This window comes from Rhodococcus sp. IEGM 1341, assembly GCF_030056895.1.
Lineage (GTDB): Bacteria > Actinomycetota > Actinomycetes > Mycobacteriales > Mycobacteriaceae > Rhodococcoides.
On record NZ_JASHKV010000002.1, the window covers coordinates 246,620 to 258,264 of the forward strand.

The window sequence follows — 11,645 nt, forward strand, 5'->3', positions numbered from 1 at the left end:
CCTAGACCTTCACCTTGTCGCGAACCCGGGCGTCGAGCAGTGCGTAGCAGGCATCGATGACGATGTTGAGCACGAATATGCTCACCGCGGTCAACAACACGGCCGCCTGCAGAACAGCGAAATCTCTCTGCAGGATGGCGTCGATCATCAACTTTCCGATGCCGGGCCAGCCGAAGATGGCCTCGACGACCACCGCGCCGTTGACGAGCCCGACCATGAGGTCGCCGGCAACGGTCAGCGCCGGTGCAGCGGCGTTGCGCAGAGCGTGGTGGGTGACGACCCGAAGATCGCCTGCCCCTTTGCTTCTGGCCAGTCGCACGTACGGTGCCGACAGCGCCGAGACCATCGCGCCGCGTACCACCTGAGTCAGTACGCCGAGAGGGCGAATGAGCAGGGTGGCGATCGGCAGTACCCAGGAGAGCATTCCGCTGTCGACGCCCGAGGTGGGCAGCCAGCCGAACAGGATGGCGAAGACGTAGACACCCATGATGGCGAACCAGAAATCGGGGATGGACGCGGCCGTCATCGACAGCAGGCTCGAGATGCGATCGGCCAGCGAGTTGGGTCGGTAGGCAGCCCAGCACCCGATGATCACAGCGCCGAGGATGGCGAGGAACATCGTCGCGAACGCCAACTGCAGCGTCGCGGGGAACGCGCGTAGTGCCATCGCCGACGCGTCCTCGCCGGTGCGGAGCGACTGCCCGAAGTCGAGTTGCACGACGCCCTTGAAGTAGTCCATCAGCTGCGTCAGCACCGGCTGATCGAAGCCGTTGGTGGCGCGGAACGCTTCGCGTTGGGCCTGGGTGGCCGACTCGGGTAGGTACAGGCTGGTGGGGTCGCCGGTGAGCCGAGCGAGGAAGAACACGCCCAGCAGAACGACGAACAGCGGGATCAGGCTGGTGTAGATCCGTCGGCGCAGGAATCTGAACATGTCAGGGCCTCTCGGTGTCGGCGCGGGTCATGGCGGCGAGGTGCATTTCGTCGACCGTGGCCGAGTTGGGGGTGTAATCGACCGAGGATGCCTTGGCGAGCACCCCGTTCATGTGCGCGATGTAGGCCATCTGCATGATGTCTTTCGGTTCGTCGGCGAACACCTGCGCGTAGGCGGCCTGCCTGTCCTCGCCGGTGAGAGCCCCTGCGGCAGCGATCTTCCGGTCGAATTCAGCTGTGCCGTAGGCACTCTGGAATCCGTCACTGGTGAAGTACTGATCGACGGTGAACGCGGAGTCGCCGGCTTGATTGCCGTGCTGAATCACCAGCAGATACGGGCCGACGTCGGGGAACGGCCGCTCCTGGTACTCGGCGGTGCCTGCGGCGTCCATCATTTCGATCGTGACGTTCATGCCGATCTTGGACAGTGAGTTCTGGATGACCTCTACCGTCTCGTTGATCTTCGGGAACTGCCCGGTGCGTCCGATCAGGCGGATCTCGGTATCGACGGGTACTCCATCGGCCCGGGCCTCGTCGATCAGTGTGCGGGCCTGGTCCATGTCGTAGGGCCACGGTGTCAAGTCCTCGTTGAAGCCGACGACACCCTCGGAGATCAATTGTTCTGCAGGGGAACCGAGTCCACGGAACAGTGCCTTGACGATGCCCTCGCGATTGATGGCGTAGTTGATCGCCTGGCGTACGCGCATGTCGTCCAGGGGCGGTTGCATGGCCTGGATGCGCAACGCCGTGGTTTCGTTGTTGGGGTACGCGACTCCCAGATCGCCTGCACCGTCCTCCGGTCCGACCGAGGTGGCGATCTCGGCCTCACCGTTGGTGACCATCGAGGCGCGAACGCTGCCCTCGCTGCGCCACTGGTACTCGGCCCTGGCGTACTCGGGCTTCGGGCCCCAGTAGGTTTCGTTGCGCACCAGCGAGAGCTTCTGGCCGTAATCCCAGCGCTCGATCGCGAACGGTCCCGTTCCGATCGGCTCGCGTACCCGCTCGGTGTAGCTCGAGGTGCGGGGCACCATCTCCACGAACGAGAGCCGAAGCGGCAGAATGGGATCGGGCTCGGGCGACTGCACGGTCAGCGTCATCGGGTCGACTGCGGTGACCACCAGGTTCGCGTCGCCGAAGACGTATCCCTCGACGTTGCAGCCCAGTTCGGAATTGACGGTGCGATCGATCGAGAACGCGGCGTCCTCGGCCTCGAAGGGACTGCCGTCGCTGAACGTCACGCCGGGGTGGATGGTGAACGTCCATTCGGTGTCGGAGGTCTGCTCCCACGAATCGGCGAGCTTGGGCTCGAGATCGCCGGTGCTGGGGTTGCGTTCCATGAGCGGCTCGGTGATGTTCGAGCGCGTCACCACGCCCACCGACGTGAGCGAGACGTCGCAGGCTTCGAGGGTCGGCGGCTCCTGCGGCAGAACGATGCGAATAGTATCTGCGCGGGCGGCTCCGCCGTTGTTGGAGTTGGCGACTGTGCATCCGCTCGCGACAAGTGAAAGTGACAGCGCGCCAACGGCTATTGCGGCGACACGGTGGGTCCGTCCCTGCTGCACGAAGAGTGCAGGGCTCATGGTGGCCTCCAGTGGGAAAAAGGATCCGCGTCTGCAAGTCGCAGCCGAATCTGTGACGGTAGACACACGGTATGAGCGGGTCATCTCCACCGTCAACCGGACGAAATCGACTTTTCGTCCAGTTCTGTGGGTCACAGTGACGGCTTGACTGCGGTCCGAGTCACAGCATTGCTGGACTGACCAGGCAAGATGCATGACAACCCCGGCAGAGCTGCATCGGCGACGCGTCGTTCATGCCGTTTGGGTATCGGTCCATGTTATTTCCGTGTTGGACAGGTATTCGAAGGGCGGCATACCGTACAGGAAACGCGCACGCTCCACCATCTCGCGAGGAGAACCATGGTCACCGTCAGCTCGCAGAAAACCTCTGTGTCTCAATCCGATTCGCAACGAAGCGGTCGAGTTCTCCGAGTGGGACCGCTGAAGCCGTCGTTGATGGACACCCTGGTTACCGAGTACGACGCGCTGGAACTGCCCGAGGGCGACGATCGCGACGAGTTCCTGTCCGAGCACGGTGCGTCGATCTCTGCGGTGGTCACCTCCGGCCGCACCGGCGTCGATGCCGCCTTGATGGCCCGGTTGCCGCAGCTGGGAGCGGTGGTGAACTTCGGCGTCGGCTACGACACCACCGACGTCGACGCGGCAGCCGAACGCGGCGTCGTCGTCAGCAACACCCCCGACGTGTTGACGGACTGTGTGGCCGACCTCGCCGTCGGTCTGGTGATCGACACCGTGCGCGGCCTGTCCTCGGCCGAGCGATTCGTGCGCGCCGGCCGCTGGCCCACCGAGGGAAACACGCCACTGACGCGTCAGGTCACCGGAAAGCGCGTCGGAATAATCGGACTGGGTCGCATCGGCTCGGCAATTGCCGATCGGCTCAACGGTTTTCGCTGCGAGATCTCGTACCACAATCGCAACGAGATAGACGGTTCGCCCTACGTTTACGCTGCCAGCCCGACAGCGCTCGCCGAGAACGTCGACGTACTGATCATCGCCGCATCCGGCGGTTCGGGGACTGCGCATCTGGTGGACCGCGCAGTGCTCGAAGCTCTGGGACCGCAGGGGTACTTGATCAACGTGGCCCGCGGGAGCGTCGTCGACGAGGAGGCCCTCATCGAGTTGCTCGCTGCGGGGAAGCTCGCCGGAGCGGGCCTGGACGTCTTCGCGCACGAACCGGACGTGCCCGACGCCCTGTTGGCGATGGACAACGTTGTGCTGCTGCCGCACGTGGGCAGCGCAACGGTGGAGACGCGGGCTGCGATGGAAGCGCTCACGCTCGAGAACCTCGATCGCTTTCTGGCCGACGGCACCCTCGTCACGCCGGTGACGCGATGACCGTGGTCGTCGGCTACTCGCCGACCACCGAGGGAAAAGGCGCACTGCCGTTCGCATTTCGCGAGGCACATATGCGTGGGACGGACCTGATCGTCGTCGCCGAGGACAGCAGTGCATCCGATGCCGACTTCGGTGCGGCCGTCGAATCCGCCCGCGAGGAGGCGTCGGCCATCGGAGTCACGACGAAGATCCACGACAACGAAGCGGGCCGCTCGCATGCCGACAATCTGATCGACCTGTCGTTCGAGGAGCAGACGCAACTGGTCGTCATCGGCATCAGACGTCGATCACCCGTCGGAAAGCTGTTCATGGGCAGCATCTCTCAGCGCGTTCTCCTCGAGGCGCACTGCCCGGTGACGGCCGTCAAGCCGCCGGTGGGGACGCCGCGTTGAGTGCGCTTCATCGGCGGGTCCTGCCGTGTCGAATCAACACCGCGATACCCAGTCCGATCAGGGTCAGAATCAATGGTGCAACTATCGCCATGTTCGAGCCGATCGCAGTGAACAAGATGAACGCCGCGAGAGCCGCGAGGAAGTACACAGCAGCGAAACGCGGTGTCCAGAAAACAGTGTCCATCGGGCCCTCCTGAGTGATAAGCGATGTGGCGGCGTCCGAAACCTTTACCGGAAGCCGCACTGGTAAATCCTAAGTCAAAGTAACGACCGTCCGCCACCCCTGTCATGCAGACGATCCATCTATCCAAGAATCTCGCGTAGCGATTTCTCGAACCTCGCTGGTGCTCGAATTGGCATGTCGATTTCGTGTCGGTGGGTCGGGCTACGGTTTACGTACTCACGGGGGAGAGCGTGGCGGGAGCGTCCGGCGATCTGACGCCAACGGCTCGGCAAGGTCCCCACCCACGATGTCTCGACCCCATCTGGAAGGAACCTGCCAGGTGCCAGCACAAGCCTGGATCACCCTCATCGTCGGTTTGATTGCCGTCGTCGGCGTGGTGGGAACCGTCAGCCAGCGCACTCGTGCGGACAACCGTTCTCAATCCTGGCAACGCATCACCTGGTGCCTCGAGAGGACCGTCAGCGAGAACGACGACGAAGCCGCACTCGGCTGGAAAGTGTTCGGCACCGTTGCCACGACTCCGTTCATCGCGCGCTCCGATCGCGACACGCTGCAGGCGATCGCAGATCTCACCGTGAAGCCACAGGACGACCTGGCGGAACCTGCCGAAACCGGCGACAATGAAAACGACACAGAGACGGAGGACCCCCGATGACCACCACCGAGAACCGCCCCGCGGGCCGTGGACGCTCGATGAAAGTCCGGTCCGCAGCCGCCGAAGCATCCATCAAGCTCCGCGAGTACGACAAGAAGCCCGTCCCGCAATGGCTCCGTGACGTCGCAGCTGGCAAAGACACCAAGCCGCCCAAAGATTGAGCAACCCACGAACCCGACAAGGCCCGCTCCCAGCCAGGTGCGGGCCTTCGTTGGCTTTCGAGGCGCGCCGTATTCACACGAGCACTCGACCGAGACCGGCTTCGGGCACTGTCGAACCACGGCTCGATCAGCAGGAAAAAATCACGACCACTCCCGCGTCGGCAGCACATCGGTCATGAAGCGGTGCAGTGCCGGGTTGTCGTTGTCCACTCGCCAGGCCGCGTCGAGTTCGACGGGGCGTTCCTTGACCGTCCGAACCGGCCGGAACACAACACCTTCCGGCCGCATGGTCGATGCCGACTCCGGTACCAGTGCCAATCCGATTCCGGAACGAACGAGCACCAGCATCGTGTGCACCTGGGTCACGTACTGCACGTAGCGCGGAGACACCCCGACGATGGTGAAGGTACTGATCAGCAGTTCGTGGAAGTACCGCGCGTCGACCGGTGAATACATGATGATCGGCTGCTCGTCGAAGTCCTCCACCGACAGTTCGCTCTTCTCGGCCAGCGGATGAGTGTCGGGCATCGCCGCGATCAACGACTCGTGCAGCACCGGCCGCGACGCGATGCCCGGACGCTTGAGCGGTGGCCTGGCCAACCCGAGATCGATATCGCCGACGGCCAAGGACTCCATCTGCACCGCCGAGACCATTTCGCGTAGAACGAGTTTCACGTCGGGCAACTTCTCGCGTGCGGCGTCGAGCAGCTGCGGCAGCACCGCATGCGCCGATGCGCCGGTGAATCCGACGACGACGGTCCCCAGATCGCCGGTGGGGACGCGTCGCACCGTCAGTAATGCGCCCTCGGCGAGGTCGAGGATGCGTCGGGCCTCGGGAAGGAAGGCCAGGCCTGCTGCCGTCAGGGTCACCGATCGGCTGGTGCGGTCGATCAGCTGGACCCCGACCTCACTCTCGAGCTGTTGAATCTGCCTGCTCAGCGGCGGCTGCGTCATGTGCAGACGCTCGGCAGCGCGGCCGAAGTGCAGTTCCTCGGCGACGGCGATGAAGCAGGACAACCTGTTGAGCGAGAACATCGATTCATTCCTTGCATCGCGCTGGCGGTTTCGGCATGCCTTGTCATATCAATCTAGCGGAGAGTCGACAGCGCGACGAGTAGCAACCTTCCCTCCGGTAAGAGTAGAGTCGCCCGCGCAGGACGTCCCCTGCACTCATCGAATGGAGCCGTCGTGTCTCGAGCTGCCCAGGTGCCTGCCACCGCCGTCGAAGACGTCTCGGTGCTGGGTGCATTGCGCTCGCCGAAGCGGCTGAAGACCGAAGTGCTCGCAGGCCTGGTCGTGGCGCTGGCGTTGATTCCGGAGGCCATTTCGTTCTCGATCATCGCCGGCGTGGATCCTCGCGTCGGGCTGTTCGCGTCGTTCACCATGGCCGTCACCATCTCCATCGTCGGGGGCCGGCCGGCAATGATCTCCGCGGCCACCGGAGCGATTGCCCTGGTCGTCGCCCCCTTGGCACGCGAGTACGGCCTCGACTATCTGATCGCAGCGGTGATTCTCGGCGGAGTGATGCAGATCGTGCTCAGCGTTCTCGGCGTCGCGAAGTTGATGCGATTCATTCCGCGCAGCGTGATGGTCGGATTCGTCAACGCGCTGGCGATCTTGATCTTCAGCTCCCAGGTTCCGTATCTGATCGGGGTGCCGTGGTTGGTCTACCCGATGGTCGCCGTGGGCCTGCTCATCATGTTCTTCCTGCCCAAGATGACGACCATCGTGCCGGCACCGCTGATCGCGATCGTGATACTCACCGGCGTCACACTCGTCTTCGCGTTGGCAGTTCCGGACGTGGGCGACGAGGGTGAACTGCCGTCCTCGCTGCCGTCGTTCCTGATTCCGGACGTGCCGTTCACGTTCGACACACTGTCGATCATCGCGCCGTTCGCACTTGCGATCGCGCTCGTCGGCCTGCTGGAGTCTCTGATGACGGCGAAGCTCGTCGACGACATCACCGATTCGCATTCCGACAAGACCCGCGAGGGTTGGGGCCAGGGCGTGGCGAATCTGGTCACCGGATTCACCGGCGGCATGGGCGGTTGCGCGATGATCGGCCAGACCATGATCAACGTCAAGGTCTCCGGTGCGCGTACGCGGATCTCGACATTCTTGGCCGGAGTCTTCCTGCTGATCCTGGTCGTCGGTCTCGGCGACATCGTCGCGCTCATTCCGATGGCCGCACTCGTCGCGGTGATGATCATGGTCTCCATCGGCACCTTCGACTGGCACAGCATTCATCCGAAGACGTTGCGGCGCATGCCCAAGAGCGAGACTCTCGTCATGGTGGCCACGGTCGCGGTCACCGTCGTCACCCACAACCTCGCCTACGGCGTGTTGGTCGGTGTGGTCACCGCGATGGTGTTGTTCGCTCGACGGGTCGCGCATCTGACCGAGGTGGTCGATGTGGCTCATCCCGACGAGGACACTCGCGTGTACGCGGTGAAGGGTGAGTTGTTCTTCGCGTCGAGCAACGATCTGATCTATCAGTTCGACTACGTGGGAGATCCGAAGAACGTCGTCGTCGACATGTCCGAGTCGCACATCTGGGACGCGTCGACCGTGGCGACCCTCGATGCCATCACCACCAAGTACGCCGCGAAGGGCAAGACGGTGGAGATCATCGGCCTGAACGCGTCGTCGATCGAGCGGCACGACCGCCTCAGTGGAAACCTCGGTGCCGAACACTGACTAGGGTGGGCGATCGAGGAGAGGCGGCACATGGCAGACGACGGCATGCACATGCAGATCGGACAGGTAGCTCAGAGAACCGAGCTGTCCATCCGTACGGTGCGTCACTACGACGACGTCGGCCTGGTCACGCCCTCTGCTCGGACCGTCGGCGGCTTTCGGCTGTACACCGAGTCCGATGTCGAACGCCTGCTCGTCATCCGTCGGATGAAGCCTCTGGACTTCACGCTGGCCGAGATGAAGCAGCTACTCGAATCCCTCGACGTTCTGGGCGATGCGAACGCGACCGACGACGATCGGTCGTCGGCCGCGGCTTTCGTTCGTGAATGCCACGCCAAGGCAGAGGAAAGCTGCCGCACGTTGCGGCGGCAGCTCGCCTACGCCGAGGAACTGACCGAGGTGCTGTCGACTCGCGGGGCAGCAGCCCGGAGCGAGTAGGTTCGGCTCTAGCGGCCGAAGCTACTGCATCCAGGTCGAACCGGAATTCCCGCGAGGCGGTCGTCCAACCACGCGAGTGCACCGGGAGCTCCACTGCCGGCAACGATGCTGTGCTCACCCAGGTATTCCTCGAGGCGGACGTCGGCTCCGCGTGAACACCACTTGTCGAACACGGCCTCGGGACCTTCCTTCGGAATCCAGAACTCCTGCTGTCCGTGATATACGAACACCGGTGCCGTCGGGGTTCCGCCGTCTCCCAATCGATTCTGATCGGCAACCGCGCGCGCCAGCGGCGAATCGAACGCATCGGGAGTGATGGACAGTGACTCGATGCGGATCGGAGCAACGATTCCGAACGGTGCAATCCCGACGATGCACAGGTCCTTCGACGCCTGTGCGAGCCGCCACCCGTCGTCGTTGTAGAGCGACAGCATCTCCGGGTACTCGCGCGCAACGCCCATCGCTGCCGCGAGGAACACCGCCGACGCTGCGTTGCCGTTCATGGACTGACGTAGCAGCGCGAAGTCGGTGGGCGTTCCGCCGAACGCTGCGCCGACGATGTTCAGTTCGGGGGCGTAGGCCGGAGCCTCCTGCACGGCCCAGCCCGATGCGATCGCCCCACCCGAGTAGCCCGTAATGCCGAGGGGAGCAGTCGGATCCAGGCCGAGCGCGGCGGTCGTGACCGCGCCGCGCAGACCGTCGAGTACGGCGTGCGCCGCCATCGGTCCGACGGCGTACGCATGGCGTGGCCCCTGATGGTCGGTGACTACGACGGCGTAGCCCCGCGCCAGAAGCAGCTGCACGGGCGCCAATTCCGGAGCGATGCCCCGTTGCATGGTCCACGATGGCTCACACGTGGCACCGAGCGAATCGATGGCCATGTTGTAGGCAACAACAGGGCGCGGACCCGGCGAGGTCCAGGGTGCGGTCGGGACGATGACGCTGGTGACGATGGCAGCGGGGCGGTCCTTCGCGTCGGTCGAGGCGACCAGCAGTTGGGTGGTGGTGACCGGGGTGACAAGTGGTCCGACGGTGACGCTGCGGGTCCGCAGAACTGTTCCGGGAGCGGCTGTTTCGTATCCGGGCGGCGGAACGACCCACGGATCGTCGAGCGGTGTCGCGGCGATCGATTCGGCGGTTCGCGGTGGATTCTGGAAATCGCCGAGTGGATCGGCACCCGCCGACCATTGCCCGACCGACACCACCAACGAAACCGCAGCGACCGCCGCTGCACACCGACGGCCGAACTTCGCGAACTTCCCCATCTGAGACCCCCCGGTCCAAGTTCCGGATCGTTACCGGAGCTTTCCAAACGACTCTAGGGGCCGGAACCATCTACAGGGGCCGAACGCACTCTTTTCTCGGATCGAACCATGATGAAATGTTTCAGCGTCACGTCACCTCGCCACTGACAAGAGATCCTCTAGCCGTCGACGACCACCGGGACGATGAGGGGCTGACGGCCCAGGGTCTGCTTGGCCCATCGCGCCGATTCCTGCACGATGCGCTTCTCGATGTGCTCGCGTGAGGCGACGTTACCGTCGCTCTCGCGGGTCAGAGTCTTGCCGATCGCCTTGGCGAGTGAGTCGAAAGCGTTGGCCTCGTGGGCGAATCCGCGTCCGATGAAGTCGACGTCGTCGACCAGCAGGCCGGTGTCGGGGTCCACGATCGCGATGACCGTCAGCACGCCCTCGTTCGCGAGCAGGCGACGTTCCGCCAGCGAATCCTCCGTCACACCGCCGACGGCACTGCCGTCGACGTAGATCAGTTCGATGGGGACGGAGCCGGTGATCTGCGCGACGCCGTCGAACAGGTCGATGACGCTTCCGTTCTCGGCGATCAACACTCGATCGCGGGGAACGCCGGTCCTGATCGCGAGATCGGCGTTGGCGCGCAGATGTCGCGACTCACCGTGTACGGGAAGCACATTGGCGGGTTCGAGGATGTTGTAGCAGTAGACGAGCTCACCTGCGCTGGCGTGACCGGAGACGTGCACCTTCGCATTTCCCTTGTGCACCACGCGTGCACCCTTGTCGACGAGACCGTTGATGACGCGGTAGATCGCGTTCTCGTTTCCGGGAATGAGGCTGCTCGCCATCAGCACGGTGTCGCCGTCGCCGACCTTGATCTGATGCTCACCCGACGCCATCCGCGACAGCGCCGCGAGAGGCTCGCCCTGCGATCCGGTGCAGATCAGCGTGATCTTGTTCGCCGGGAGTCTGTTGAGCTTCGGTAGATCGACGACGAGCCCGTCGGGCACATCGAGGTAGTTCAGATCGGTCGCAATCTTCATGTTGCGCACCATCGATCGGCCCACGAACGCAACCTTGCGGCCCTGCGCATGCGCGGCGTCGAGTACCTGTTGAATGCGGTGCACGTGACTGGCGAAGCTCGACACGATCACGCGCCCCGTCGTTTCGCGGAACACCTTCTCGATGGCCGGGACCAGATCGCGTTCGGAGACCATGAACCCGGGAACTTCGGCGTTGGTGGAGTCGACGAGGAGCAGATCGAGCCCTTCCTCGCCGAGGCGTGCGAAGCTGCGGAGATCGGTGATCCGGCCGTCCAGCGGGAACTGGTCCATCTTGAAGTCGCCGGTGTGCAGCACTAGCCCGGCGTCGGTGCGAATGGCGATGGCGAGACCGTCGGGAATCGAGTGGTTGACGGCGATGAACTCGAGCTCGAACGGGCCTTCCTGACGGGTTTGGCCCGCCTCGACCTCGATCAGCTTTGTCGAGACCTTGAACTCCTCGAACTTGGCAGCGAGGAAGTGCAGTGTCAGACGTGACGAGATGACGGGGATGTCACCGCGCTCGCGCAGCAGGTACGGGACGCCACCGATGTGATCCTCGTGTCCGTGGGTGAGGACGATCGCGACGACGTCGTCGAGACGATCGCGGATGCAACTCCAGTCGGGGAGGATCACGTCGACGCCGGGCTGGTGCTCTTCGGGGAACAGGACGCCGCAGTCGACGATCAGCAGTTTTCCGTCGTATTCGAAGACGGTCATGTTCCGACCGATCTCGCCGAGACCGCCGGTCGCGATCACGCGAAGGTGCCCTGCCTGGAGCGCGGAGGAGGATCGCTTTCTCGGTGCGGCGGGGGATCTGCGGTTCCGTGGTGATCTCGACATGCCTCTTACGCTACGGGGGGCCTCCGACCTGGTGTCGACCCCGGTCCGAAGACTGCCGATTTGCGTCAACTCTACTGTTGCGTAAGAGTAGGGATCAGTTTCCCGACTGTTTCTCCCCACCTGATGTGTGCGGGACGCGT

General features: G+C 63.9%; 12 protein-coding genes. 6 read left to right on the forward strand and 6 right to left on the reverse strand.

Features of this window, described 5'->3' with window-relative positions; all coding sequences use genetic code 11:
• Window position 1: 1 nt before the first annotated feature.
• Both QM615_RS08335 and QM615_RS08340 read right to left on the reverse strand, forming a co-directional pair.
• A complete protein-coding gene (locus tag QM615_RS08335) occupies window positions 2–931 on the reverse strand; it encodes an ABC transporter permease (RefSeq protein ID WP_068048905.1) in 930 nt (309 codons plus the stop codon).
• Window position 932: 1 nt separating this feature from the next.
• Complete coding sequence (locus QM615_RS08340; protein WP_149406928.1) at window positions 933–2,510, reverse strand: ABC transporter substrate-binding protein; 1,578 nt, start codon at window positions 2,508–2,510, stop codon at window positions 933–935.
• Between the two features lie 339 nt (window positions 2,511–2,849).
• Between QM615_RS08340 and QM615_RS08345 the strand changes: the two genes are divergently transcribed.
• Window positions 2,850–3,845, forward strand: a complete 996-nt coding sequence (locus QM615_RS08345) for a 2-hydroxyacid dehydrogenase (protein ID WP_149406929.1) — start codon at window positions 2,850–2,852, stop codon at window positions 3,843–3,845.
• Window positions 3,842–4,237 (forward strand): universal stress protein, encoded by a 396-nt coding sequence (locus tag QM615_RS08350; protein ID WP_149406930.1) that lies wholly within the window; start codon window positions 3,842–3,844, stop codon window positions 4,235–4,237. The genes QM615_RS08345 and QM615_RS08350 overlap by 4 nt, the downstream gene beginning before the upstream one ends.
• 7 nt (window positions 4,238–4,244) lie before the next feature.
• On the opposite strand, the gene QM615_RS08355 is transcribed toward QM615_RS08350, so the two are convergent.
• Entirely contained in the window at window positions 4,245–4,421 is a 177-nt protein-coding gene (locus tag QM615_RS08355) for a hypothetical protein (protein WP_188078738.1), read from the reverse strand.
• A gap of 319 nt (window positions 4,422–4,740) precedes the next feature.
• On the opposite strand from QM615_RS08355, the gene QM615_RS08360 reads away from it, so the two are divergent.
• On the forward strand, window positions 4,741–5,076 hold the full coding sequence (locus tag QM615_RS08360; RefSeq protein ID WP_149406931.1) for a hypothetical protein: 336 nt from the start codon (window positions 4,741–4,743) through the stop codon (window positions 5,074–5,076).
• Window positions 5,073–5,237, forward strand: a complete 165-nt coding sequence (locus tag QM615_RS08365; protein WP_188078739.1) for a hypothetical protein — start codon at window positions 5,073–5,075, stop codon at window positions 5,235–5,237. The genes QM615_RS08360 and QM615_RS08365 overlap by 4 nt, the downstream gene beginning before the upstream one ends.
• 141 nt (window positions 5,238–5,378) lie before the next feature.
• On the opposite strand, the gene QM615_RS08370 is transcribed toward QM615_RS08365, so the two are convergent.
• On the reverse strand, window positions 5,379–6,272 hold the full coding sequence (locus QM615_RS08370) for a LysR family transcriptional regulator (protein WP_068048920.1): 894 nt from the start codon (window positions 6,270–6,272) through the stop codon (window positions 5,379–5,381).
• Window positions 6,273–6,425: 153 nt separating this feature from the next.
• Here QM615_RS08370 and QM615_RS08375 point away from each other — a divergent pair, with 153 nt between their 5' ends.
• Both QM615_RS08375 and QM615_RS08380 read left to right on the forward strand, forming a co-directional pair.
• The gene (locus tag QM615_RS08375) at window positions 6,426–7,934 is read left to right on the forward strand and encodes a SulP family inorganic anion transporter (RefSeq protein WP_262498491.1); all 1,509 of its coding nucleotides are present in this window, start codon (window positions 6,426–6,428) and stop codon (window positions 7,932–7,934) included.
• A gap of 30 nt (window positions 7,935–7,964) precedes the next feature.
• On the forward strand, window positions 7,965–8,372 hold the full coding sequence (locus QM615_RS08380; protein ID WP_149406932.1) for a MerR family transcriptional regulator: 408 nt from the start codon (window positions 7,965–7,967) through the stop codon (window positions 8,370–8,372).
• An 8-nt stretch (window positions 8,373–8,380) separates the two neighbouring features.
• Here the strand turns inward: QM615_RS08380 and QM615_RS08385 are convergent, their stop codons facing one another.
• Complete coding sequence (locus QM615_RS08385) at window positions 8,381–9,637, reverse strand: lipase family protein (RefSeq protein ID WP_149406933.1); 1,257 nt, start codon at window positions 9,635–9,637, stop codon at window positions 8,381–8,383.
• Window positions 9,638–9,795: 158 nt separating this feature from the next.
• Window positions 9,796–11,382: a ribonuclease J gene (locus QM615_RS08390; RefSeq protein WP_373454847.1), complete on the reverse strand. Its 1,587-nt coding sequence runs from the start codon at window positions 11,380–11,382 to the stop codon at window positions 9,796–9,798.
• Between the last annotated feature and the right edge of the window lie 263 nt (window positions 11,383–11,645).

Coding starts and splice junctions, on each gene's coding strand:
- QM615_RS08335 (WP_068048905.1), bottom strand. CDS start 931: ATGTTCAGATTCCTGCGCCGACGGATCTACACCAGCCTGATCCCGCTG.
- QM615_RS08340 (WP_149406928.1), bottom strand. CDS start 2,510: ATGAGCCCTGCACTCTTCGTGCAGCAGGGACGGACCCACCGTGTCGCC.
- QM615_RS08345 (WP_149406929.1), top strand. CDS start 2,850: ATGGTCACCGTCAGCTCGCAGAAAACCTCTGTGTCTCAATCCGATTCG.
- QM615_RS08350 (WP_149406930.1), top strand. CDS start 3,842: ATGACCGTGGTCGTCGGCTACTCGCCGACCACCGAGGGAAAAGGCGCA.
- QM615_RS08355 (WP_188078738.1), bottom strand. CDS start 4,421: ATGGACACTGTTTTCTGGACACCGCGTTTCGCTGCTGTGTACTTCCTC.
- QM615_RS08365 (WP_188078739.1), top strand. CDS start 5,073: ATGACCACCACCGAGAACCGCCCCGCGGGCCGTGGACGCTCGATGAAA.
- QM615_RS08370 (WP_068048920.1), bottom strand. CDS start 6,272: ATGTTCTCGCTCAACAGGTTGTCCTGCTTCATCGCCGTCGCCGAGGAA.
- QM615_RS08380 (WP_149406932.1), top strand. CDS start 7,965: ATGGCAGACGACGGCATGCACATGCAGATCGGACAGGTAGCTCAGAGA.
- QM615_RS08385 (WP_149406933.1), bottom strand. CDS start 9,637: ATGGGGAAGTTCGCGAAGTTCGGCCGTCGGTGTGCAGCGGCGGTCGCT.
- QM615_RS08390 (WP_373454847.1), bottom strand. CDS start 11,382: ATGACCGTCTTCGAATACGACGGAAAACTGCTGATCGTCGACTGCGGC.